Below are 23811 nucleotides of genomic sequence, written 5' to 3'. Positions count from 1 at the left end.
TTTTGGTAGAAACCAGAACTGCGGGACGACGTCGCGCTGCTGTCGCCGAGGCTGATGTGATCACCGAGATCGCTGCTTCGGCAACCCAGCGCACGAGTGGACGCCGCGCGTCACGCGCCGCTGAAGCTGTCCCAACTATTAGCCCGGCTAAGCCGGTTCATGCAGATTTCGTGGGTCGACGTTTCGACTCGCTACAGCGCTACGGTGTTGCCCCAACCCAAAAAGAGCTGGCGCATAAGGCCACGGACGGCAATGTTGTCGCTCTGCCTGGCGCTGTAGAGGTCCAGGCTTCCAGCCCGGCTCCGGTCCAGGCATCGAGCAACGTTGAATTCATCGCCAGTGTCAAGGCGAAAGCCCGCAAGACCAGCCGCCTTGGGTTTACCCACAAGGTCGCTGCGGTCGCTGCGGTTTCCGGTTTGGCCTTGGCTGCTGTTGCGCCACAGCTGTCAGGTAATACTGGCGAAGAGGACAAGGCAGTTGCCGCCGCTGAGCGCACTGCGACCTCGGCCGTTGTTGACGTGAAGGCTCCGGGCAACGCTGCGGAGCTGTCCGTGGAACGTGCCGCGTTGTCCTCGAAGCTGAGCCCAGAGGTCAAGAGCGAAGAGAAGTTCTCGGACATCATGACTGCCTCGGGTGGCGACATCACGAGCATCAAGGAAACTGCTGGTTTGCTTTCCGCGCCGGTGACCACTCAGCGAATTACCTCGACCTTCGGGCATCGCAAGAACCCAACCGGGGCTGGGTACATGATCCACAGTGGGACCGACTACGGTGTTCCCAGCGGAACCAAGGTCTACGCTGCAGCAGATGGTGTTGTTGAAGTTGCTGGTTGGGCTGGACATTCGGGCAACCGAGTCACTCTGGATCACGGAAGCGGACTAGAGACCGGCTACAGCCACAACAGCAAGGTACTGGTTAAGGTTGGCGACCACGTTAAGCGTGGCGACGTCATTGCGTTGGCCGGCACCACGGGAAACTCAACTGGGCCCCACGTGCACTTTGAAGTGATCGTCGACGGGCAGTTCAAAGACCCAGCCGGATGGTTATAACGACGTTCGTCACTATTCCGTGATCAAAACGTGACATTTCAAAAATCATCCTATAGGCTTATATCCGTGCCATGGGAAACCCTGGGCAACTTTGCGTGAGAACCGAGCACTGCCAACACGCAATGAGCAGTTATACACAACTCGTACGGCAGTGGCGGGGGAACCATCATCGGGTCTTTAGCTTTGGCTAATAACCCTAGGGGTGAAGTGGATAGAGAAGGAAACTTCGAATCCACCGAGGTAACTCCACTTCGAACCCGACAGCTTACCTCGTAGGTATCAAGGAGAGGCAATAATAGTGACCAAGAGTCATACTCATGGGCGTCGCCGTGCTGACGTACCACGCACTAACTCGCTAGAAGCGATTTCGCAGGCTGTATCTTCGAACGCTGGTTCAGTGGGCCGTCAGGCGGCAGTAGTTGCTGCAGCATCGGGTTTGATCGTTGCCCTGGGTGTTCCAGGTCAGGCTTCTGCCCCACGCGATGTTTCGGCATCGCCAGTTGACACCATCAACCCCGAGCGCGTTGCAGTCAAGTCGGTTAGCGTTTCTGCTGACAAGGACGCTTCGGTCGACATCGAGCGTGCAAGCTTCACCGCTAAGGAGAAGCCAAAGCCAGTCGTCATCGCCGTGGCCAACAACGTTGAGCCAACCACCAGCAGCGACTCCGCTACTACGGACCCGATGGCTCCTATGACCCGCGATAGCCGCGCCGGCCGTACCCAGCCAAGCGAAGCAACTCAGCCAAAGGCCGAGGTGAAAACCGAAACTCCGGTACAGACCTCGAACCTTTCCGGCATCGCAGCAACTGCTGCCAAGTATGTTGGCGTTCCATACGTTTGGGGCGGCAACACTCCTGGCGGCTGGGACTGCTCCGGCTTCGTCAAGTATGTATACGCGCAGCACGGCATCAACATTGCCCGCGGAACTTCGGCCATCCTCGGATCCGGCCAGTTCAAGCGCACCAGCAACCCTAAGCCAGGCGACCTGGTCTTCCAGAACGGTGGCGGCCACGTCGGCATCTACCTGGGCGGAGGCCAGATGATCGGCGCGCAGAACCCAACCGTGGACACCATTGTCGGTTCGGTAACCCGCAACCCGCTGTACGGCTACTACACCTTGGCTGGCTAATTTTCACAGCTTTTCATAGGCCATCGAACGAATCAATCGTTCGGTGGCCTATGTTCGTTTAAACGTCAAAACAGGTGAACTGCACAAGGCTGGGAAGTGAAAAACGCTTGATTTCTTTCTCGGATGCTCACTAACTAGCAAAGTAATCGAATAGGCTAGCGAGTAGAGACACTCCGATTAGAACGCGAGCTCCATCAATGCCAGATGGTAGCTATCGGTTCAAGAAGGAAGTACCAAGCATGCGAACACTGGTTTTAAACGCAGGATACGAGCCCTTAGCCGTCGTGACTTTCCGACGAGCACTGTTGATGGTCATGGCCGACAAGGCGACCATCGTTCTCCAGGACGAAGGCTCGCCTGTTCGCAGCTCACACGGACAGTTACCCAGACCAACCGTCATTGTCTTAAAACGCTATGTACGACGCCCCTACCGCGACATGCTTCATGTCACGCGTAGGGGCGTTTTGCGTCGTGATGCCTACACCTGTGCCTACTGCGGAAAGTCCGCCAATACGATCGACCATGTCATTCCACGGAGCAGGGGAGGCAAGAACACTTGGGAAAACCTCGTTGCTGCATGCCTGCACTGCAACAGCCGCAAGGCTGACAAGATGCTCTCCCAGCTGGGCTGGCAGTTGCGCATTACACCGCATCGGCCGCGGATGGGCGGCCATCTTGTATCCGGGCTCCAACATATCGATGCCGCGTGGGACGAATTCCTGCAAGCAAGCTAGAGCCGTCGGGCCACATGCTGCTGTAGGGCCAGAACGCGCCATTGATCAACTGCTGGCTCGCTTGATGAGCTGGGGGAGTACGTGCTCACGCAGCAGCGGTGCCAAATCATCTCGCTTCATGGCATCTTCCGGCATGATCCACAACAGTTCTTCGAGCTCCGCTAGAGGCGACAGCGTGCCGTCGTAGTGCGCAGTAAATAACGATGCGTGAATAGAGGTCTGATCCTCATTGGCCGCCGGACCAACCCAGACGCCGTTGAAGTCCAGATCCTCGGCTGCAAATTGGATGCCCAGCTCTTCATGAATTTCTCGAATGACAGTTTGTAACGGCGATTCTCCAAACTCCGGTTTTCCGCCAGGCTGCATGAATTTCGAAGTGCCGCGTTTCCGCACCAAGAGGATTTGTCCTTGGTTGTTGATTAAACATACCGCTGATATCGTCAAATTTTTCTTCACCAAAACACAATATCGTGTGTATCCAAACGACATTGGTGGTAACGTGCTTAAATGGATCTCCAACGTTTTTAGTTGTAGTTTATGCGCGGTCGCCTTACTCGCAGTAATTAGACCACAGGCTCGTAGCTACCAAGAATATTGGAACAGGAAGATCGATCCATCTAATTTACAGAACAATGGAGCAATAATGCGACGGGGTACAAATCTAGGCCGTTTGGGAGACTTCAACCAAGCGGTCATTCTTGAATCGATTCGACGCGCGCCTGAGGGAATCAGCCGTGTCGAGCTGGCAGGATCTACCGGTCTGTCTCCACAGACCATTTCGAACGTTGTGCGACGTCTGTTGGATGACGGAATCGTTCGAGAAGACCGCACGATTGTATCCGGCCCAGGTAAGCCTCGCACCGTTCTGGAGCTTGAAGGCAACCGCTTGGTCTCCATTGGCATCCACCTTGACCCCAGCGTTCTGAGCTTCGTAGCAATGAACCTCCGCGGCGAGGTCTTGCGCGAACGCCGCATCGAAGTTCCCAACTTGGAAGTTGCAGCGGAGACCATCCAGCTGATGGCCACCACGGTCAAGGAACTGATCGCTGAAATCCGCATTCCAAAGAAGCACATCGTTGGCGTCGGCATCGCCGTGCCAGGTCCAGTCAACGTCGAAGACGGCGTGGTTCTCAACCCGCCGCTACTGGACGGTTGGGCCGACGTTGAACTGGTCAACCCGCTGCGCAAGCTTCTGCGTCTGCAGGTCATCATCGAAAAGGACACCATTGCATCGGCCGTGGGCGAGCTGTGGCAATCCAAGGAAGAGAAGAACAACGACTTCGTCTTCATCTACTGCGGCCATGGCTTTGGCGCTGGCCTTGTCTTGAACAACGACGTGCACCACGGCGCCAGCAACAACGCAGGTGAAATCGGACATTACTCCACCGGCCACAAATCGTTCACGTGTGAAGAATGCGGCGCTGATGACTGCTTGGCAGCAGGCACTTCGTACGAATACATTTCCAACCAGGCCAAGGAACGCGGTCTGGAACTGCCAACATACGAAATCGTTGGCCCGGAACAGCGCGCTGAAGGCATGAACCGCCTGTACGAATTGGCCCATGAAGGCAACAAGGTCGCCAAGGAACTGGTTTCTGAAACCATGACCATGGTTGCCGAAGTTGCAGGACAGCTTGCCAATTCGCTCGACGTCCGCGAGGTCGTTTTCGGTGGCCCGCAGTGGGACAAGGTACGCGAACTAGTCGAGGACGAGGTCCGGGAGGCTATCGAGCGCCGCTTTGCGCTACGAGGAGTTCACGAGATTGAGACTCGCACTTCCGAACTTCGTTCGAATGTTGGTGCCGTCGGTGGCGCTTGCGTAGTTATGGATGCTTCGTTGTCGCCAAAAGCAACAGCATTGCTACTTCGCTAAACCGCTTAGTCATAACCAAGTAAGGGTACGTTTCTATCGGACGTGCCCTTATTTGGTGTCACGAGCAAGTAGCGAAAAAGTATGTAGATACCAAAAGAGCTTTGCTGCCAGAATGAATCTGGGAGCAAAGCTCCATTTGTGCCCCTGGCCGGAATCGAACCGACGGCCTACCCTTTAGGAGAGGGTCGCTCTATCCTACTGAGCTACAGAGGCATGGGCGTGAAAACACCAACAACACTATCCTACAAGGATGCTGAGGGTAAATTTCACGTAGCCACCTAGCTAGTGCCCTCACGAATTGCCAGCATCTTGCGCTTCAGCCCTCGATTCGCTCGGACAGCACCCAGCCCGATGACGAGACCAGCGGTAATAATCAGCAGCGCCCAGCGGACCGTAGTCAAAATTGAAGCGAGCAAGACTGCACCTGCGCTGAGATCATGGTTGAACAGTGCGTCGATGGCGAAGTTCTCCCAAATATCAGCAACAGCGAAGCCTAGTGGGGCCAACCACGCCAGCCAACGCGTTTGTCGATTAGGAATCCAGCGGATGAACAGCAGCATCGAGAAGACGGCTGTGAACATCGGAAAGAGGAAACCTGCGGTCTTGTGCATGTAATTCAACTGCCCCACGGCATCCGGATCCATTGCACCTCGCAGCGCCTCGATATCTGCCACGGTGTATCCGAAGATCCGCTGATCAGGCATGGACAACGCATCACTCAAATCCTTCATCTGGAACATGGTGAGCAAGTGGTAGTACGTGAAGAGCGCCAAACAGACAACCAGACCAACCGAGATGAGGATCATCGGGTTTGACTTGTTTTCCTGTGAGTCAATCTTGGTCGTGGGTCGCGCTACCGCAGCGTCGGACGACGCGGGTTGCTGGTTATTGAAGTGACCAGGCTTGCGATACTCTTTGGTTTTTTTGACCTGCTTTGCCATATAGTCCATTATGCCTGTGCCTGGACCGGTACTTTTCTGCAAGCACTGAAAGTGTCTGCAGCGCCACGTAGACTGGCTACATCATGGATTTTCTTTTTGATGACTTCGCCGCCGACACCACACCGCAGGTAATGCCCATTGCAGAGGACCTACTGCAGGGCATGAATCCGCAGCAGGAAGAAGCCGTCCGCTACGCCGGCGGTCCCTTGCTGATCGTGGCAGGAGCCGGATCGGGAAAAACCCGTGTTCTCACGCACCGTATTGCCTATCTATTGGCCACGGGTCGTGCACGCCCCCATGAGATCCTGGCAATTACCTTCACCAACAAGGCCGCCGCAGAAATGCGCGAGCGAGCTGCGGAGCTGATCGGGGAAGAGCAAGCCAAAAAAATGTGGATCTCAACGTTCCACTCTTCGTGCGTTCGCATCCTCCGTCGTGAAGCCGCAACCATTGGCCTTAAGTCGAACTTTTCCATCTATGATTCAACCGATTCCCTCCGGTTGATCACCCTGGTGGCCAAGTCCTTGGAAATCGACCCGAAGCGATTCACTCCCAAGGCCATCGCGCACAAAATTTCCTCGTTGAAGAACGAACTCATCGACGACGAAGACTATGCATCGACCATTAACACCAACGACCCGTTTTCCCGGGCCGTCGCCGAGGTCTACCGCGGCTACACCCGGCGGATGCGTTCGGCCAATGCGCTCGACTTCGACGACCTTATCGGCCAGGTGGTCTTCATGTTCAGGGCCTTCCCAAGGGTCGCCGACAACTACCGGCGTCGATTCCGCCACGTGCTGATTGACGAATACCAAGATACAAACCACGCCCAGTATTCGCTGATCCGCGAGCTGACCGGGATCGAAGGGGAGACGACACCTAGTGAGCTGACGGTAGTTGGTGACTCTGACCAGTCTATTTACGCATTCCGTGGCGCAGATATCCGCAACATCATCGAATTTGAAAAAGACTATCCCAACGCTGCGACGATCAAGCTGGAGCAAAATTACCGCTCTACGCAGACGATCCTTTCCGCGGCCAACGAAGTCATCAAGCGCAACCCGGACCGGAACGACAAGAGGTTGTGGACTGCGAGCGGTGACGGCGAACAGATCACGGGCTACGTCGGTGAATCGGAATCCGACGAGGCGCGGTGGATCGCTGAGGAGATCCTGCGGCTCAATGACGAAAACGACGTTCGCCCCGGCGATGTGGCGATCTTCTACCGCACTAACGCCCAATCGCGCGCGTTGGAGGAACAACTGATGCGCGTTGACCTCAAATACCGCGTTGTTGGCGGAACCAGGTTCTACGACCGCAAGGAAATCAAGGACGCGTTGGCCTACCTGCGCGTTCTGGTAAACCCTGAGGACGACATTAACGTCCGGCGTATCCTCAACGAGCCAAAGCGTGGCATCGGGGATCGCGCTGAAGGCGCAGTTGCAGCGCTGGCGGACCGGGAACGCATTTCCTTTATGGATGCCCTGCGCCGTTCGGATGAAGCACCCGGCTTGGGTACCCGCGGCATCAAGATGACCGCTGCTTTTGTTTCGCTGATTGATGACCTGCAAACCGTTGCCGAAGGATCCGGACCGGCTGAAGCGCTCGAAGCGGTGCTGGAACAGACCGGCTACCTGGAGAACCTGCGGTTGTCGACAGACCCCCAGGATGAATCCCGGGTCGAGAACTTGGCCGAGCTGGTCGCCGTGGTCCGGGACTTCGTCAACGAAGATCCTGAAGGCGGACTGGCTGGATTCTTGGAACGGGTGGCCCTGGTCGCCGACGCTGATCAGATTCCCGAGGCTCCGAGCGATGACGAAGGCGCTGCCATGGCCGCTCAAGAAGGCATGGTCACGTTGATGACCCTGCATACAGCCAAGGGCTTGGAATTCCCTGTCGTGTTCCTTACCGGTATGGAGCACGGTGTATTCCCGCATCAGCGTTCAATGACCGATGAAAAAGAACTGGCAGAAGAGCGCCGCCTGGCCTATGTGGGGCTGACCCGTGCCCGCGAACGCCTGTACCTGACCCGCGCAGAACAGCGCAGCCTCTGGGGGCAGGCCCAATACAACCCTGCGAGCCAGTTCCTAGAAGAGGTTCCCAGCGAGCTGATCGACTGGAAGCGTGAAGGATCTGGCGGCGGAATGGGCTTCGGCTTTGGTAACGCAGCGGTGAATTTCGCCACGAGCAGATATGAGCGTGGAAGCCACTGGGGCGCCGGAACTTCTGGCAGCACACCACAGCGCGGGCCTAACGCGGCCCCGGTTTCCAAGCAACGCGTGGTGCAAAATAAGGACATCACCGTTCCGAAGGTCGGCCAATCGGTCAAGCATTCCGCCTTTGGCTTGGGAACTGTTATAGCTTTGGAAGGCGCCGGCGACAAGACCGTGGCCAAGGTCCAGTTCCCTGATTCTGAAAAGCGGTTGCTGCTGCGCTACGCGCCTCTTGAAATAGTCGAATAGTCAACCGGAATACCGAGTTTTCTTCGTCACATTTACTTGGTTCTCGGCGTAATCCCGCGGTTTCTCTACATGTTGTAAAAGTGGGAACTTTGCGGAAGTCGGGATAGTCTGAGAGGTGCGCACGGGCTACGGCGCCTTATGACGTCCGTTTGTTGCGGTGCGCTCTCTTAGGTATGGGATGGATTTCGGTCCATGGCCATGCCGCGAGTCAGCATGAACTTCGAACGAAGGACACAAACCCGTGGACCTGTATGAGTACCAGGCGCGCGATCTATTCGAGGCACACGGCGTTCCCGTGCTTGCCGGTATCGTCGCTTACACCCCGGAAGAAGCCAAAGCCGCAGCTGAGAAGATCGGCGGCGTTGTTGTAGTAAAGGCACAGGTCAAGGTCGGTGGCCGTGGCAAGGCTGGCGGCGTTAAGGTCGCTAAGACCGCCGATGAGGCTTTTGAGCACGCATCCAACATTCTCGGTATGGACATCAAGGGCCACACCGTTAACAAGGTCATGATCGCCCAGGGCGCCGACATCGCTGAGGAGTTCTACTTCTCGGTGCTGCTGGACCGTGCAAACCGCAACTACCTTGCAATGTGCTCGGTTGAAGGCGGCATGGAGATCGAGGTGCTCGCAGTTGAGCGCCCAGAGGCTCTGGCCAAGGTCGCAGTGGACCCAATCGTTGGCATTGACGCAGCCAAGGCTGCCGAGATCGTTGAGACTGCAAACTTCCCAGAAGAGCTGCGTGCCAAGGTTGCGGAAACCATCCAGAAGCTTTGGGTTGTTTTCAAGGAAGAAGACGCAACCCTCGTTGAGGTCAACCCACTGGTGAAGACCGGCGCCGGCGACATCGTTGCGCTGGACGGCAAGGTCTCCCTGGATGACAACGCTTCCGAGGTTCGCCACCCAGCTCACGAAGAGCTGGAAGACAAGGGCGCAGCCGATCCACTGGAAGCCAAGGCAAAGGCTGCTGGCCTGAACTACGTCAAGCTGGACGGCGAAGTAGGCATCATCGGAAACGGTGCTGGCCTGGTTATGTCCACTTTGGACGTCGTTGCCTACGCTGGCGAGAACCACGGTTCGGTCAAGCCTGCCAACTTCCTTGACATCGGTGGTGGAGCTTCGGCTGAGGTCATGGCCAACGGCCTGGACGTCATCCTGAACGACCCACAGGTCAAGTCGGTCTTCGTCAACGTCTTCGGTGGCATCACCGCTTGTGACGCTGTCGCAAACGGCATCGTTGGCGCGCTGAACACCCTGGGCGACTCGGCGAACAAGCCACTGGTTGTCCGCCTGGACGGCAACAACGTTGAAGAGGGTCGTGCCATTTTGGCCCAGGCCAACCACCCGTTGGTCACCCTGGCAGCAACCATGGATGAGGGCGCCGACAAGGCTGCCGAGCTCGCCAACGCAGCGAAGTAAGAGGGATAAGCGAACAATGAGCATTTACCTGAACAAGGACTCCAAGGTCATCGTCCAGGGCATCACCGGCGGCGAAGGCACCAAGCACACCGCCCTGATGCTCAAGGCTGGCACCAATATTGTTGGCGGCGTTAACGCCCGCAAGGCTGGCACCACCGTCACCCACGGTGACCAGGACATCAAGGTGTTCGGCACCGTGGCGGAAGCCAAGGCCGAGACCGGCGCTGACGTATCGATCGTCTTCGTGCCACCAAAGTTCACCAAGGACGCAGTCGTTGAGGCTATCGAGGCTGAAATCGGTCTCGTTGTTGTCATCACCGAAGGTGTTCCAGTACAGGACTCCGCTGAGTTCTGGGCTCTGGCACAGTCGAAGGTTGACGCCGACGGCAACCAGATCACCCGCATCATCGGCCCTAACTGCCCAGGCATCATCACCCCAGGTGAAGCGCTGGTCGGTATCACCCCGAACAACATCACCGGCAAGGGCCCAATCGGCTTGGTTTCCAAGTCCGGCACCCTGACCTACCAGATGATGTACGAACTGCGCGATCTGGGCTTCTCGACCGCAATCGGCATCGGCGGTGACCCGGTGATCGGCACCACCCACATCGACGCACTGGCTGCTTTCGAAGCTGACCCAGAGACCAAGGCCATCGTCATGATCGGTGAAATCGGTGGCGACGCTGAAGAGCGAGCAGCTGATTACATCAAGGCCAACGTCACCAAGCCAGTTGTTGGCTACGTGGCCGGCTTCACCGCTCCTGAGGGCAAGACCATGGGCCACGCAGGCGCCATCGTTTCCGGATCGGCTGGCACCGCCCAGGCCAAGAAGGAAGCACTGGAAGCTGCTGGCGTGAAGGTCGGCAAGACTCCTTCGGAGACTGCTGTGCTGCTGCGCGAAGTTTTCGCAGCTCTCTAGGCTGATACTGAGCTAGAAGTTCTGCCCCGGATCCTTGGTCCGGGGCATTTCTTTACCCATATGGCGTCATCACCGGCAAGCCGGCCTGAGAGCACTGAAAGGGGAAGACCGCTGGGATGAACTGCTCCCCGAAAGTTGGACGATAAAAGTCAACAACTTTCGGGGAGCATTTTCATGCATGCACGAAGCACACTATCCGAGTACCAACGCGAGCAACTCGTTGACCTCTTCGAGCAAGGACATGGATGTAAGTCTGCGGCATTAAGGGTCTCGGTGGGTTTGCATGCGATCACTCGTCTCTACAATCGGTGGCGATTGCATGGCAGGCTTTGTCTCATGGAGAAACCAACTAATGGGCAGTATTCCTTCGAGACCAAGAAGGAAGTCGTTGACCGGTTCCTTGCGGGTGAAACTGCCATGGAACTTGCGTTGGAGTTCCACCTCAGTTCAAAATTTCTAGTCGAGAGTTGGGTGAGGGCCTGGCGAAGAGATGGCGACGAAGCACTGATGCCCAAGCCTAAGGGAGGTCCCAAGGGATCAGCATCGAAGCCGCCGTTGAGCGAGGAAGAAAAACTCCGCCTGGAAAATAAACGATTGTTAGCCAAGGTGGCTTATCTGGAAAAACTCCGAGACTTGAGGGATCAGGGGCATCGGTAAAGACCCAAGCGATTCTCACTCTCAAGTCCGAGCACGACCTCATAGACCTGCTGGCGGTAGCAGGCCTGGCCAGATCCACTTATTATTACCACCTCAAACGCCTTGAGCAGCCTGATCCGCATGCGGAACTCAAAGCAGCGATCACCGCGTCGTTTGAGGACAGCAAGCGGCGCTACGGGTACCGAAAGGTCCATCTGGAGCTTCGCGCTCAAGGATGGAACGTGGGTAGGAAGCTGGTCCGCAAGCTCATGCGGCTCCTGGGGTTTCAGTCCAAAGCACGTCCGAAGCGACGTTATAACTCGTACCGGGGGAACAGGGGAAGATCGCTGAAAACCTGCTTGCCCGGCACTTCGACGTGGATACCCCGGACGCTGTTTACGTCAGCGACGTGACTGAGTTCCGGGTTGAGCAGGGCAAACTGTATTTGTCTCCCATCATGGATCTGTTTGACCACAGTATCTTGAGCTTCACGATCGCTTCGTCACCGACCACGGCGTTCACCAATGGGAGCTTGGCCCAGGCTTTAGGTTCCCGGGACTTCGGGAAGAAGCTGTTGGTTCATACGGATCAGGGGTTTCATTATCAGCATTGGTCCTGGAGGAAGCTGCTGGAGGAGCATGGTGCGGTGCAGTCCATGTCTCGTAAGGGAAATTGCTATGACAATGCGGTCATGGAGAATTTCTTTGGTCGTCTCAAGTCGGAGATGTTCCACGGTGAGTGCTTTAAGGATCTTGAAGAGCTCAAGGTGGAAATTGAGGCGTATATCGATTGGTACAACACGAATCGCCGTCAGGAACGACTGAAGGGTATGACACCGATGGAATGTCGATGCCATACCCTTGCAGCCTGAGCAGGACTATTATTTAGCTGGTCCAACTTTCGGGACCCAGTTCAGGATTAGCAGTCTTCTCCTTTGATATCCAGCCAGTGACGCCAGCAGGCGCAAGTCTGGCGCAGCAGAGTTGGCGGCTAAGGCGCCGAAAGCGTCCTACGGCTGTGCAGACAAGTTCTTGCCGGATTTGCCTTGCTCAGCTAGTTCCTGCTGGTAGCTTTCCTCCAAGGCCGGAACCTGCTCGAACAGCTCCTCAACATCAAGATCAGGATTCTCTTCCTGGGTCTTCACCAATTCAAGGGCTTCTTCTTCAGTGGCAACCGAAGGCAGCGAACCCGGCAGGGGCTTGCGCGCGGATTCCTTCAGGAAGCACACCGCGATGAACCCGGCTACTGACGTGCCCATCACCCAGAATGCTGGCGCCAGCGACGACGAAGTCATGGTCACCAAAGCTTGCATGATAAATGGTGCAAACCCGCCAAAGATCGCTACAGCGAAGTTGTACGAGATCCCCATGCCGCCATAACGAGAAGCGGTCGGGAACAAGGCTGGCAGCGACGAGGCTAGATTAGCCACGTAGAAGGTCACAGGGAAGGCCAGCAGAGCCAGACCAACCAACGTGGACCAGATTGCGCCGTGCATCATGAACAAGAAAGCAGGGATCGCCAGAACAATCGCGGAGACTGAACCGATGAACAGTACCTTGCGTCGGCCAATGTTATCTGAGAGCTTGCCACCCAGCGGAATGCACAAGGACATGCCCACAAGGATTGGCAGGGTCAGAAGGTTACCGTGGACCGGGTCATAATGCAGGGTTTCTGTCAGGTAGGTCGGCATGTAGCTGGTCAGTGCGTAGCCAGCGGTGTTAGCCGCAGAAACCAGGACGAAGCCGGTCAGAAGCTCACGCCAGTAGGACTTGACCAAGGCGAAGACACCCTTGGGAGCATCAGGCGCGTTCTTGGCGTCTTCACTTGCGCGGTTGGCTGTTTCCTGTGCCTCCCTGAACGCGGGGGTATCCTCGATCTTCGAACGGAACCACAACGCAATGACGCCCAAGGGCAGGGCGACCAGGAATGGAATGCGCCAGGCAAATCCTTCCATCACATCTTCAGTGAGGGTCAGCTGCAGGATCGATACAAAGGCCGCACCTATCGCGAAGCCCATGTAGGAGCCAAGGTCCAAGAGCGAGGCGTAGAAACCGCGTCGCTTGTCAGGGGCATACTCGGTAATGAACGTAGTAGCACCCGCGTACTCGCCGCCAGTGGAGAAACCCTGAATGAGCTTCAACGCGACGAGCAGAATTGGTGCTGCTACGCCCCATACCGAGTAATCCGGAAGGACGCCGATGCCGAACGTGGCCAGTGCCATCATGAGCAAGGTGAAAACCAGGATCTTCTGGCGGCCAACTCGGTCTCCGAGCTGTCCAAGGATCACGCCACCCATGGGTCGAGCTACGAAGGTCACAGCGAATACGCCGAGACTGAACAAAGTCTGGATTGCGGGGTCAACGGTGTCCGGCATGAACAGCTTGCCGATAATGACGGCCAAGTAGCCATAGACACCAACGTCGTACCACTCCATGAGGTTACCGACGACGGTTCCGCCGATAGCCTTCTTCAGCATTGAGTCGTCAACCACGTTGACGTCTTCTACTTTCAGGCGACGTTTTCTAAAAAATCGTTGTTTACGTGGATTTGCTGCTTCCATAGTTTCACTCCTCGTATCTTTCTGGATCTTGTCGTGGAACCGACATCCTCCATCGCGACTGAGTCAGAAATTACTCGCTAAAGTCATATTTGGACGCCGGGCGACTCATCGAAATCGATAGATTCCTACTCGAAAACCGCCTAATTGCGGGCCTCGAGTGATGAAACGCTTGAGTGCATAGTTATCTAGCCTAGCAAAAAATTGACCAGATCCCCCAAACTTGGCCCTTCCCCGCTTCTTGTGCAGGGTGCTTTTGATGCCGACGGAGAGGTGCTCGAACTGGCCAAAACAGTCGAAAGCGATAGGCATCGAGAAGAATTCATGAGAAGTTTCGAGGGTGGCTTTGAAGCGATAAATATGTGGCGAAGGACTCTGTGCGACACGGCGAGAAATTGCTCGAAACGCAAAAATTTCTCATCCCGACGAGTCGTCGGGAGGGAATGCTGTTCGGCCTCGATTAGCGATGCCATGGAGCAACTGATAGGTGGATCGGAGCAGATACAAAAACGCCCCAAGGCTGCCGGAGCGGCATCTTGGGGCATCTGGTGCGCGAGTGCTAGTTTCGAAGGCCGACAGTCGCTTCTGCATCGATTCTCAGGAATGAAGAACCGATGACGGCGAAAGCGCCAGGGATCAAAAGCATCCTGTGCTTGGGATTGTAAAATATCTCTTCGAGTGGAGAAGCCAGAACCCGATGGACTTTTTCCAGCAGGCGGTCGTTCTCCAAGGACAAGAGTTCCTGCCCAGTTTCGATGACCACACGATCTTTTTTTGTACTTACCGACGCGCGCATCCAGTCGTCATCGGGGGTACTGATAGTCTCCGACTTAATCAGGGACACGGTTATTACCGCCTTTATCGTTCGTTTCGCCTCAGCGAGGATCCGCTCAGGCCAGTGACCGATGGGCGCACTATGTGTGGTTTAGCGCATACCAACTGACATACTGAATATATCGCGTCTGGCCAGCAGTCGTCTCTTATTCCCAGAGAATTAATCAACCTGTTACTCGAGAAGTCCTCTGATGTCTTGTGCAGTGAGCGCCTTGGAGAACCCATCAGCTTCGTCCATAACGGTCGAGATCAGCTTGCGCTTGCTTTCCTGCAGCGCAACAACCTTCTCTTCGATGGTGCCCTGGGAGATCATCCGGTAAACCATCACCTGACGAGTTTGGCCGATGCGGTGCGTGCGGTCAATAGCCTGCGCCTCAACTGCAGGATTCCACCAGGGGTCCAGCAGGAAGCAGTAATCTGCCTCAGTCAGGTTCAATCCGAAGCCGCCAGCTTTCAGCGAGATCAAGAACAGCGGAGCTTCGCCTTCCTTGAACTGCTCGATGACCTTGGAACGATTACGCGTATTTCCGTCGAGGTACACGAAATTCACGCCTCGCTCGGTCAGCTTCTCGGCCAGCACTTTCAGATAGGAAGTGAACTGGCTGAAGACCAGAGCGCGGTGGCCCTCGCCCAGAACATCATCAAGCTGATCAAATAAGGCTTCCAGTTTCGAACCCGGAACATCCGATAACTCGGGATCCACCAGCGAAGGCTCCAGCGCAAGCATGCGCAGATGCGTCAGGGACTGGAAAATCGTAAAGCGGTTGCGATCCAAGTCCTCCACCAGGTGCAGGATCTTCTGGCGTTCACGGTTCAGATGGGTGTCATAAACATGCTGATGCTCATCGGAGAGCCGGACGAGCAATTGCTGTTCCTGCTTGGCCGGCAGATCGAGCACCACCGATTCCTTGGTGCGTCGCAGCATAAACGGCTTGATCCGGCGCTGGAGCAACGCCAGGGTTTCCTTGTCGCCCAGGACTTCAATAGGGCGGGCGAATTGGCGATTGAAACGGCTCGTGTTCAAGAACAGGGCCGGTGCCACCAGCGACAACAGCGCACCGAGTTCAGAGAGATTGTTCTCCATCGGGGTACCGGTAACGGCCAGCTTGAAATTGGTCTGCAGATTCACAGCAGTGCGGTGGGCCTTGGTGGAGCGGTTCTTCACGAATTGGGCCTCATCAAGGATCAGGCCGGCAAAGCGCTGCGCCTCATAAATTTCATCATTCAAGCGCAACAGCGTGTAGGTGGTGAGGATGACGTCGTAGTTTTCCGCCAGCTCGCTGAGCTGCCGCGGTGAACTCAACGTTCCTTCAATGCTGGTCACGCGCAAGCTTGGAGCGAATCGCTTGACTTCGGTTTCCCAGTTTGAGACGACCGAGCTTGGCGCAACCACAAGGAATGGGGCAGGAGTACGCTGGGCTGCCGGAAGCTTGGCGCAAGCCTCGCTGTCGTTCCACAGCCCGTGCGCATGCAAGATCAATGCGATGGTCTGCAGGGTTTTACCCAAGCCCATATCATCAGCCAAGATGCCGCCAAAGCCGCCCTGATACAGCCGGCTCAGCCAGCGGAAGCCGTCAATCTGATACGGACGCAATTGCGCGTTCAACGTTTCAGGCACGGACGCCTGCTCGCCTTCGGCGACCTTCAGCAGGGAACGCATTCGCGCAATGAACAAATCTGCGCCGTCGATGCCTTCGGCGAGCTCATCGAGCTCCTCGAAAATGGAAATCTGGAAAACCGTAAGCTTCAGATCGCCTTCTTTTGGCTTGTCGTTGAGTGCTTGGGCTTCATCAACAAGGGCCTTGAGCTTGGCGAATAGCGGCTGATTCAAGGAGAACCACGTATTATCCGGAAGCTTGATCTTCATCTGGCCATTGCTCATGGCCTCAACGATTTGTGAAAAAGGAACCTCGTGGTCGCCAACGGTGATCAACAATCCCAGATCCAGCCAGTCAGTGCGCTCGTGGTTGACCGCGTTGATCTTCAGCTGGGGAAGCTCGCGCAGCTGCCGGAATACCGGCCGGGTGCCCTTTTCGCTCAGCTTCACTATTGGCAGGCTCTCGATGGCAGGCAAGATTTCGGAGACAAAGGTAATGACGCTTTCGCCCGAGTAGAACTTGGGTGAAAGATCAGGATTCCCTGTTTCTGTAGTCTGCAGGAAGACCTCATCAATAGCTGCGCGAAGCTGTTCTTCGATTTCAAGATCGTAGACCTCGTGCTGATCCGGAACCCCGGGATAGCGGACCTGGAATTCCAAGGTTGCCGAGTCATTCGGCTCGCCCTTGTCGTTCTCATCGCGCTTGTAGGTGACCGTAGCCTGCACATATGGGGGCTTCAAGTCCGGGAGCACCAGTTCCTCGCTGGCACTGCGCAGATCAAAGCGGCGCGCTAGACGGGGGTAGACCGAATCAAAGAAGCTGCCGATTTCCGCGACCGGGACGGCCACCGGGCGGCGGTCAACGTACCAGCGGCGGTGTGCCTCTGCCACCGGCTCCTTGCTCGGAGCCAACCAGATTTCGTCGGGCTGGCCCAACTGGGCATAGAACCCATGATCTGCAATAACGCCGCTAGGCGACTCGGAATCCAGCTCCAGGGCCTGGCCGTTGACATGCAAAATGCCGCTCAGCTGCATCAACTGGTCATCGAGCGTCGCCTGCATGCTGAAGCTGGCCGGGTCAACAATTCGAATGCGCTGTTCGGAGCGTGTGGAGATGAGATCAATGCCCAGCTCCTGAGCCTGCTGAAGCAGTGGCCACAGCAGGTCGGAAGCGTATTCGTCCATGAATAGCCAGTCTTCATCCACCTTGAACTGCAACTGGGTGTCGCTGCGGGCCATGGACGCAAAACGGGTGAACCAGTGGTGCTGCGAGCGCAACAAATTCCAGCCATAGGTCTTGAAGCCCAGGGTGGTCCAGCGCAGCTGTCCGCGAACCCAGCGGCCTTCGGTATTGCGGACCATCGGCCGCACGCCCAGTCGGAAGCGCTTATTGCGGGTGGGATGCGGAATGGTGCCGGTCGGCATCCACTGTTGTTGCTGCGTGGTGTTCTTCGCATCGAAGAGCATGAACTGCAAACCCATGGCTACTACTGGGTCGTGCTGCGAGCCGAGCAGCCCGTCGGCTGGGCCAGGTTCAGAAGGCTCAAACCACGAGTCGATTTGCTGCGCCCAAGCGGCCGGGTTTTTTTCTTCCGGCACGGCCACAAGGCGTGGCTGCGAAGCAATTTTGTTCGAGACGATGGCCAAGGCGGCAATGTGCGCGCAGATGCCTGGCTTGTCGCAAGTGCACTCGCAGAGTTCGATTTGCCAATCGTCGCCGACCATTTGAACCTGGATCATCGGCGAAAATTCTTCGCCATTAGCACGCACGGTGCCCTCGATCTGCCGGGTTGATTCATCAAATTCCACGTCAACCACAGAATTTTCTTCAGTCGCTATGCTCTTTCCATAAAAGAAAGGGACATCGCCCAGATAGCGCAGCAAGTGGCGCGCGTCGATGGTTGGGGGAACAGAATCACTCATCCTCTCATCGTTTCACGTTCCGGCCCGCGGTGAAAGTTGAAGGGCCTGTCTGTGAATAATCACTATCTATGACGTAGCGTTGACGCATGTCACACATCTGGCCCTACCTGCCAGCGAGGGCAGTGAATATCACCTCGCTCGTCGAGTTTGATCGTTTGGCTGCCGAAGCGCTGGCTTCGCATCGTGCGCGCGGACATAGCTGGCGTGTGCACCGTGTGGACTTGAGCGGACGCGATGCGTTGCTGTCGGCGCTGGATTTAGCTGAAGCGCTGTTCATTGACTGCCAATTCTCGCCACAGGGACGGGCACTGGTTGAACGCACGGGTGGGCTTTGCATGGATTCGGGGCATCAGCTGCCCTTTCGCACCAGCGACCGGCAGCTTTATACCCCCGAGGAGCTCTACGACGCGATTGGCGCTCAAACCTATGACAAGGTGCTCGACGCGCAGATCTACGCATACTCACAACAGCGCATTCCGGGACGGGGCCTGGACGATGCCGATGCCCTGGCGACGACCCTGCATGACCACCACATCGGCCAGGCGATGATCGCGGAAATCTACGACGGCGCTTTCAAGGACACTCCGATTATCGGGGTCATGGGCGGGCATTCCATGGATCGCGGGACTCCTCAGTACGCTCAGGCGCTCGAACTCGGCGCGTTGCTGGCCAGATCCGGGTATGCGGTGGCTACTGGGGGAGGACCTGGCGCGATGGAAGCTGCCAATGCCGGTGCATGGCTGGCGGACCGAGATCACCAAGAGATTGGAACGGCGCTGCAGATGCTGGCCGCCGAACCCGATGCGATTCACCACCGCACAGGTTGGGCGCGAGTGGCGCTCGCCGTGAAGGAACGCTTCCCTTCACAGCGGAAGTCCCTGGGCGTCCCTACCTGGTTCTATGGACATGAGCCGCCGAACTTGTTCGCGACGCATATCGCGAAGTTCTTCAGCAATTCCATCAGGGAAGCCACGCTGCTCGAACAAGCGAACGGCGGCATCGTCGTGCTTCCCGGTGCCGCCGGAACGGTGCAGGAGATCTTTCAGGATGCTTGCGAGAACTACTATGCCACCGGAGCCCGGGTGGTTCCACTGGTGCTGATCGGCCAAGAGTATTGGACCAAGACACTTCCTGCATGGCCGCTGCTCCAAGCCCTGGCAGCCCAAAAGGTCATGGAGGAAAAGATCGCACTGGTGGATAGCGCGGAAGAAGCGGTTGCATTCCTTGGCGCCGTGCAACCCCTGCGGCGGCGGAGCAGGTTCCCGGCGAAGTAGTACCGATCCTCCTTTCAGTCTGATGTTCAACATATGAAATACAGATATATCAGTGGTGACTTGGGTCACTTTTCTTGCTAGCCTGACTTGCACGGCCGCTGCCTAATCTTGCAGCAGGCTCTTGGATGGACGCAAAGGGGCCAGAATGAGGAAAATTATTGCTATTGCCGCGGCCTTGGCCGTCGGCTCGGGCGGAGGTTATGCAGCGGCTGCTGCACAGGCTCCTGCCGCCGCCGAGACCTCTGGCACGTGCGCTGTCAGCCAGTATGCAATGGCGCTTCGATGGCAGCAGCAATCCGCAGAAGCCCAGGCGCTGCAGGGACAGACCTATGCGATGGCCACAGTGAATCTTGAGCAGAAGGTCAAGGAAGCCCGTGCCAAGAGCAACAGCGGCAAGGGCAAGTCCGCGCCGAAGGGGCAGGATCTGGCCATAATCACCGACCTTGATGAAACAGTCATCGACAATACCGCGCTGCTGGCCCGGGACATGGAGCAATGCCATGACTACACCACTTGGGATACCTGGGGCTCCTGGGAAACGGAGGGGCATCCCTCGCTGATCAACGGCGCTAAGGAATTCTTGGACCGCGCAGACCAGCTGGGCGTGGATATCTTCTACATTTCAGACCGTGGAGCCGAGAATCTGGATGCTACGCTGGACAGCCTAAAACAGCTGGGGTTGCCACAGGCCAGCAAGGAGCAGGTCTTGCTTCTGGGTCCGCCTAAGCAGGAGCGCCGGGCCGAAGTGCAAAGCGGCCACAAGGTGCTGATGCAGCTGGGCGACACGCTGCACGATTTCGACGAGGATTTCGCCGGTACTCCGTTGGAGCAGCAACGGGGCCTGGTGGAGCAGAACTCGCGGAAGTTCGGCGACGAGTGGATCATCCTGCCGAACCCGACGTACGGATCGTGGTCCACGGCAACGCTGGATGCCTGGGAGGCCGATCCAGAGGTGTGGGACTAGGCGACCTGTACGTCGAAGAGCAGGCCCAGGCAGTAGGTGACCGCTGCGGCGCCCCATCCGATGGCCAGCTGGCGCAGGCCGCGCTTGAGCGGCGAGGCTCCGGAGAGCAGGCCGACGATGGCTCCGGTGATCATCAAGGCGATACCCACCAGGATCACGGAGATGGCCACGGCCGCCAAGCCGCCAAGACCGAAGATATAGGGCAGGATCGGGATGATGGCGCCGGAAGCGAAGAGGCAGAAGGAAGTGGCTGCCGCGCCGGTGGCCGAGCCGAGCTCTTCGTGTTCGCTTTCCAGTTCCTCTGCGCGTTCCTCGGGGTTCAGCGAGAAGGCAGGGTTGCAATCACAGGTGAAAAGCCCCATGCGTTCTGCGGCGCGGTGTTCTGCATCTTCATCGCTCATGCCGCGGGCCTTGTAGATCAGCACCAGCTCGTTGGACGCCAAATCGAGGTTGGGTGCTGCCGTCAGCGTCACCTGGGTGGGCCGCGACGCGGTGAGAAGCTCGCGCTGGGAACGCACGGAGACGAATTCGCCGGCCGCCATGGATAGCGCTCCGGCCAAGAGCCCGGCGATGCCGGAAAAGAGCACGAAGGTGGAGGATACCCCGGTGGCGCCGATGCCCATGATCAGGGCGAGGTTGGAGACCAAGCCGTCATTCGCGCCAAAAACTGCGGCGCGGAAGTTGCCCGAGAGCTGAGCCCGGCCGGCGGTGGCCAGCGCGCGGACTACTTCTTCATGCACCTGTTCGTCGGCGGCCATTTGCGCGGTCGCGTCCTTGTCGTCGCGGTACGGCGAATTGCTCTCGGAACGCTGTGCCATGGCCAGCACGAAGACCGAGCCGAAATTGCGGGCCAAGAAGCGCAAGATCGTGCGGCGCAATGATGGGCGGACAGGCTTGGCGTGTTCTCCCAGCTTGGCCCGCCAGTGCGCCTCATGCCGCGCTTCGGCTTCGGCAAGTCCCAGCAGGATCTGCTTTTCCTGCCCTGATTTCTTCTGGGCCAGGGTGCGGTAGATGGCGCCTTCGGCGACTTCATCGGCCAGGTACTTTCGCCAGCGCTGGACTTGGGCACGGGTAGGTTCGGTTGCTGACTGGTTCGACATCACGAAAACAGCTCTCTTGGCAGGTCGAATTTCTTGGCGAAACTCGGTGAACGGGTCAGCTACCGATTTTAGTAAGGGGATGGAGCGTTGGGAATTTGGCAAGGCTAAAAGCGACGTTGCGCCCCTGCAGTTCCCCTGCGGCGGCAACGCCCAGGAGCAGCTCGGAAGTTTCCGGATCGAAGACCGGGCGGCGTGCGCAGCGGGCCAGGAGCTGTTCCAGCAGAATTGGATCGCCGACGTAGCAAATATGCCAGAGTCCTCGGACCTTGAATTGCACTTGGCCGGTTCGGCGGTCGACGATGGGCAGGACGGAATAGGCCATGTGATGCGCTCTCGCTGTGTTCTTGCCCGAGCACATTGTGTGAACGGACCGCTTCCTCATCCGAACCACCCATGAATCTGGGGTTGGTGCACGGCCAGTCGGAGCTTGGCGCCGTGTCTCGTGAAGCAACACTTGCGATACTACCGCCTGCGCTCCCCGCGATGAAGACCCGTTCCGTAATATGACCTGGCCCCCTGGCTACCGGTGGTCATCACCCATGGCGAGGCGGTTGATCGAGTCGAACTGCTGGGCCCATTGCGCTGCGGAATAGTCCGGGAGGTTGGGCGCTTCGGGGCGCAAGCCGGTGAAGCCATCAAGCTGTTCGCGCACGATGTCGAGGTGGCCGGCGTGCCGGGAGGTTTCCGCGATCATGTGCACCATGAGATGTTCCAGCGTGGTGTGCCGGCGGCGGATCCACCAGGGCACTTCAACCGGTGCGCTGAGCGGCAAAGCCCTGATGCCAGCATCCGAGAAGGCAGTTGACTCCCGGTATAACTCGATAATTTCGCTGGCGCTGAAGCGGGCCGGCGGCAGGAAGTCGGCCTGCGGATCATCGGCATCCAGAAGCTCTTGGATATAGGGGTCATCCACTGCACGGCCGAGGCATTGGGCAAAATACCCGTACTCGGTGATGGCCAGGTGGTGGACGACGCCGAGGATGTGCGTTCCGGTGGGCGTCAGCGGCTTGCGTGCCAGCAGGCCGCTCAGCCCCTGGGCCTTGTAGATGACTGCTTCGCGCGCGTCGGAGAGATATTCGTGGAGCAGTTCCTTGCTGTGATCCATGATCAGAGTCTAGCCAGCGTGCAGGGATCCGGAGCGCGGAACGTGCGGGACACGGCATATTTGCAGGACTCGCGCTATGCTCTGTTTACTATTGGTAAACTTGCCGCCGGAGCCTTTTCGGTACGCCCGTTTGGCTGCTGGCGTGCCACAACAAGCGAAGTGATGGAGCGAAAGCATGAAGACCCTGCCCGTGGAATCAAGCGGTGCTGCGATCAATATCGGATCGCGGTTGCGCGGGGTGCGCCAGCGGCAGCGAATGACCATCGACCAGGTCGCTGAGCTGTCTGGGCTGACCAAGGGCTTCCTCTCGCGTGTTGAGCGCGATCTCACCAGCCCCTCGGTCTCGACGCTGCTGAAATTGTGCGAGGTGCTCGGCATCGAGGTGGGCACGCTATTTGAAGTGCCCGAAACCATGCTGGTGCGGCTGGAAGAAGCGCCGCGGGTGTCGCTGGGCGGGGAGGGGATCACCGAGCAGCTGGTGACGCCGCGCGGCGAGAAGCGCGTGCAGATGATCCGAGCCGAAATCGCTCCCAAGGGCTCTGGCGAAGCCGAGTTGTATTCGGTGGACTGCGAGTTGGAAGTGCTCCATGTGATCGCCGGAAAATTCACCCTCGTGCTGCCCGAGCAGCGTGTTGAGCTCCAGGCCGGGGACACCATGAGCTTTCCTGGGCGCGAGCCGCACAGCTGGGAAAACGAGTCCGATGAGGCCGCCCTGGTGACCTGGACCTTGATCCTCTAGCTTCAAGCGCTCCTTTTCGTTGCGGTGCTGTGGAGCGCGTATTCTAAAATGGTGTGCTCGGTGTGCGCACACAGTGCGGTGATCGATGGGAGTGGCGTGAGGACTAGCGAGGATACTGGCGCACGGGATCAGCTTCGCTGCATCAGCTGGTGGGCTTCGGTGCTTGTCGGCCTTCTTGCCGGCACAACCCTGACGTGGATCCGCACGCAGCGCAATTTCTTTTTCATCGGAGCGGTCATTATCGCGGTGGTGATTGTGGTGCTCGGCCTGCGGACCATTCGGCGGCGGGCCCGCTTTCCGCAAATGGCGCAGGCGCGCGTTTCGTGGCTATACGCCCTCTGGGCCATCATTCTCATGATCCTGGTCGGGCCACTGCAACTGGTCTACGTAGCCGATGACCTCTCCGAGCTCATGCTCAAGTCACTGATCCTGTCCGCCGGATTCTGCGTGGCGATCCATGAAATCGATCGTTCGCTGGTCAATGCCAGCAAAAAGGACTTCCGCGACGCCTAGGGTCCCGGCGACCATGCCGCTGCGCCAGCCAGCTGGTCCAGTGGTCTA

21 protein-coding genes, 1 tRNA gene, 1 pseudogene and 2 riboswitches are annotated in these 23811 nt (G+C 57.5%); of the genes and pseudogenes, 14 read left to right on the top strand and 9 right to left on the bottom strand.

Annotated features, from left to right (window positions below; all coding sequences use genetic code 11):
- Nucleotides 1-2: 2 nt before the first annotated feature.
- The 3 genes from ACT7DV_RS02830 (at nucleotide 3) to ACT7DV_RS02820 (ending at nucleotide 2912) form a co-directional block, all read left to right on the top strand.
- A complete protein-coding gene (locus ACT7DV_RS02830; protein WP_444660806.1) occupies nucleotides 3-1049 on the top strand; it encodes a M23 family metallopeptidase in 1047 nt (348 codons plus the stop codon).
- Between the two features lie 123 nt (nucleotides 1050-1172).
- A riboswitch (cyclic di-AMP (ydaO/yuaA leader) is annotated at nucleotides 1173-1343 on the top strand.
- Between the two features lie 4 nt (nucleotides 1344-1347).
- Nucleotides 1348-2178 (top strand): C40 family peptidase, encoded by an 831-nt coding sequence (locus tag ACT7DV_RS02825; protein ID WP_444660805.1) that lies wholly within the window; start codon nucleotides 1348-1350, stop codon nucleotides 2176-2178.
- A gap of 239 nt (nucleotides 2179-2417) precedes the next feature.
- Nucleotides 2418-2912: an HNH endonuclease gene (locus ACT7DV_RS02820; RefSeq protein WP_060700701.1), complete on the top strand. Its 495-nt coding sequence runs from the start codon at nucleotides 2418-2420 to the stop codon at nucleotides 2910-2912.
- A 45-nt stretch (nucleotides 2913-2957) separates the two neighbouring features.
- Here the strand turns inward: ACT7DV_RS02820 and ACT7DV_RS02815 are convergent, their stop codons facing one another.
- Nucleotides 2958-3368, bottom strand: coding sequence for an NUDIX hydrolase (locus ACT7DV_RS02815; RefSeq protein WP_146277695.1), 411 nt, complete (start codon nucleotides 3366-3368; stop codon nucleotides 2958-2960).
- A 187-nt stretch (nucleotides 3369-3555) separates the two neighbouring features.
- Between ACT7DV_RS02815 and ACT7DV_RS02810 the strand changes: the two genes are divergently transcribed.
- On the top strand, nucleotides 3556-4785 hold the full coding sequence (locus ACT7DV_RS02810; RefSeq protein ID WP_060700703.1) for an ROK family transcriptional regulator: 1230 nt from the start codon (nucleotides 3556-3558) through the stop codon (nucleotides 4783-4785).
- A 139-nt stretch (nucleotides 4786-4924) separates the two neighbouring features.
- Here the strand turns inward: ACT7DV_RS02810 and ACT7DV_RS02805 are convergent.
- Nucleotides 4925-4998 (bottom strand) — tRNA-Arg (locus tag ACT7DV_RS02805).
- Nucleotides 4999-5063: 65 nt separating this feature from the next.
- On the bottom strand, nucleotides 5064-5726 hold the full coding sequence (locus ACT7DV_RS02800) for a hypothetical protein (RefSeq protein ID WP_444660804.1): 663 nt from the start codon (nucleotides 5724-5726) through the stop codon (nucleotides 5064-5066).
- 83 nt (nucleotides 5727-5809) lie between these two features.
- On the opposite strand from ACT7DV_RS02800, the gene pcrA reads away from it, so the two are divergent.
- From pcrA to ACT7DV_RS02770, 6 genes and pseudogenes are all read left to right on the top strand, one after another.
- The gene (gene pcrA, locus ACT7DV_RS02795) at nucleotides 5810-8188 is read left to right on the top strand and encodes a DNA helicase PcrA (protein ID WP_444660803.1); all 2379 of its coding nucleotides are present in this window, start codon (nucleotides 5810-5812) and stop codon (nucleotides 8186-8188) included.
- A gap of 241 nt (nucleotides 8189-8429) precedes the next feature.
- Nucleotides 8430-9602 carry an ADP-forming succinate--CoA ligase subunit beta gene (gene sucC, locus ACT7DV_RS02790; RefSeq protein WP_060700713.1) on the top strand — a complete coding sequence of 391 codons (1173 nt, stop codon included), beginning with the start codon at nucleotides 8430-8432 and terminating at the stop codon, nucleotides 9600-9602.
- Between the two features lie 16 nt (nucleotides 9603-9618).
- Nucleotides 9619-10521 carry a succinate--CoA ligase subunit alpha gene (sucD, locus tag ACT7DV_RS02785; protein WP_060700714.1) on the top strand — a complete coding sequence of 301 codons (903 nt, stop codon included), beginning with the start codon at nucleotides 9619-9621 and terminating at the stop codon, nucleotides 10519-10521.
- Between the two features lie 336 nt (nucleotides 10522-10857).
- Entirely contained in the window at nucleotides 10858-11178 is a 321-nt protein-coding gene (locus tag ACT7DV_RS02780; RefSeq protein WP_444660802.1) for a helix-turn-helix domain-containing protein, read from the top strand.
- Nucleotides 11115-11570, top strand: a complete 456-nt coding sequence (locus ACT7DV_RS02775) for an IS3 family transposase (protein WP_444664764.1) — start codon at nucleotides 11115-11117, stop codon at nucleotides 11568-11570. Before ACT7DV_RS02780 ends, ACT7DV_RS02775 begins: the two co-directional genes overlap by 64 nt.
- Nucleotides 11495-12028, top strand: a pseudogene (locus ACT7DV_RS02770) (IS3 family transposase); the annotation flags it as partial. The gene ACT7DV_RS02775 and the pseudogene ACT7DV_RS02770, both read left to right, overlap by 76 nt.
- A 138-nt stretch (nucleotides 12029-12166) precedes the next feature.
- On the opposite strand, the gene ACT7DV_RS02765 reads toward ACT7DV_RS02770, so the two are convergent.
- The 3 genes from ACT7DV_RS02765 to ACT7DV_RS02755 form a co-directional block, all read right to left on the bottom strand.
- Entirely contained in the window at nucleotides 12167-13717 is a 1551-nt protein-coding gene (locus ACT7DV_RS02765) for an MFS transporter (RefSeq protein ID WP_444660801.1), read from the bottom strand.
- A 556-nt stretch (nucleotides 13718-14273) separates the two neighbouring features.
- The gene (locus ACT7DV_RS02760) at nucleotides 14274-14558 is read right to left on the bottom strand and encodes a hypothetical protein (RefSeq protein ID WP_444660800.1); all 285 of its coding nucleotides are present in this window, start codon (nucleotides 14556-14558) and stop codon (nucleotides 14274-14276) included.
- A gap of 162 nt (nucleotides 14559-14720) precedes the next feature.
- The gene (locus ACT7DV_RS02755) at nucleotides 14721-18068 is read right to left on the bottom strand and encodes a DEAD/DEAH box helicase (RefSeq protein WP_444660799.1); all 3348 of its coding nucleotides are present in this window, start codon (nucleotides 18066-18068) and stop codon (nucleotides 14721-14723) included.
- 86 nt (nucleotides 18069-18154) lie between these two features.
- Here ACT7DV_RS02755 and ACT7DV_RS02750 point away from each other — a divergent pair, with 86 nt between their 5' ends.
- Nucleotides 18155-19342: an LOG family protein gene (locus ACT7DV_RS02750; protein ID WP_444660798.1), complete on the top strand. Its 1188-nt coding sequence runs from the start codon at nucleotides 18155-18157 to the stop codon at nucleotides 19340-19342.
- Between the two features lie 145 nt (nucleotides 19343-19487).
- Nucleotides 19488-20306 (top strand): 5'-nucleotidase, lipoprotein e(P4) family, encoded by an 819-nt coding sequence (locus tag ACT7DV_RS02745; protein ID WP_444660797.1) that lies wholly within the window; start codon nucleotides 19488-19490, stop codon nucleotides 20304-20306.
- Here the strand turns inward: ACT7DV_RS02745 and ACT7DV_RS02740 are convergent.
- The 3 genes from ACT7DV_RS02740 to ACT7DV_RS02730 form a co-directional block, all read right to left on the bottom strand.
- A complete protein-coding gene (locus ACT7DV_RS02740) occupies nucleotides 20303-21406 on the bottom strand; it encodes a VIT1/CCC1 transporter family protein (protein ID WP_146277701.1) in 1104 nt (367 codons plus the stop codon). The genes ACT7DV_RS02745 and ACT7DV_RS02740 overlap by 4 nt on opposite strands.
- A 55-nt stretch (nucleotides 21407-21461) precedes the next feature.
- On the bottom strand, nucleotides 21462-21728 hold the full coding sequence (locus tag ACT7DV_RS02735; protein ID WP_444660796.1) for a hypothetical protein: 267 nt from the start codon (nucleotides 21726-21728) through the stop codon (nucleotides 21462-21464).
- Nucleotides 21729-21741: 13 nt separating this feature from the next.
- Nucleotides 21742-21854, bottom strand: a riboswitch (SAM riboswitch).
- Between the two features lie 72 nt (nucleotides 21855-21926).
- Nucleotides 21927-22511 carry a DinB family protein gene (locus ACT7DV_RS02730; protein ID WP_444660795.1) on the bottom strand — a complete coding sequence of 195 codons (585 nt, stop codon included), beginning with the start codon at nucleotides 22509-22511 and terminating at the stop codon, nucleotides 21927-21929.
- A 175-nt stretch (nucleotides 22512-22686) separates the two neighbouring features.
- On the opposite strand from ACT7DV_RS02730, the gene ACT7DV_RS02725 reads away from it, so the two are divergent.
- Together ACT7DV_RS02725 and ACT7DV_RS02720 are read left to right on the top strand one after the other, a co-directional pair.
- Nucleotides 22687-23250, top strand: coding sequence for a helix-turn-helix domain-containing protein (locus ACT7DV_RS02725; protein ID WP_444660794.1), 564 nt, complete (start codon nucleotides 22687-22689; stop codon nucleotides 23248-23250).
- A 96-nt stretch (nucleotides 23251-23346) separates the two neighbouring features.
- On the top strand, nucleotides 23347-23763 hold the full coding sequence (locus ACT7DV_RS02720; RefSeq protein ID WP_444660793.1) for a hypothetical protein: 417 nt from the start codon (nucleotides 23347-23349) through the stop codon (nucleotides 23761-23763).
- Nucleotides 23764-23811: the final 48 nt, after the last annotated feature.

Source organism: Glutamicibacter sp. TV12E (assembly GCF_052441935.1).
Lineage (GTDB): Bacteria > Actinomycetota > Actinomycetes > Actinomycetales > Micrococcaceae > Glutamicibacter.
The sequence above is the reverse complement of the archived record's forward strand: the minus strand, read 5'-3'. Positions and strand labels throughout refer to the sequence as shown.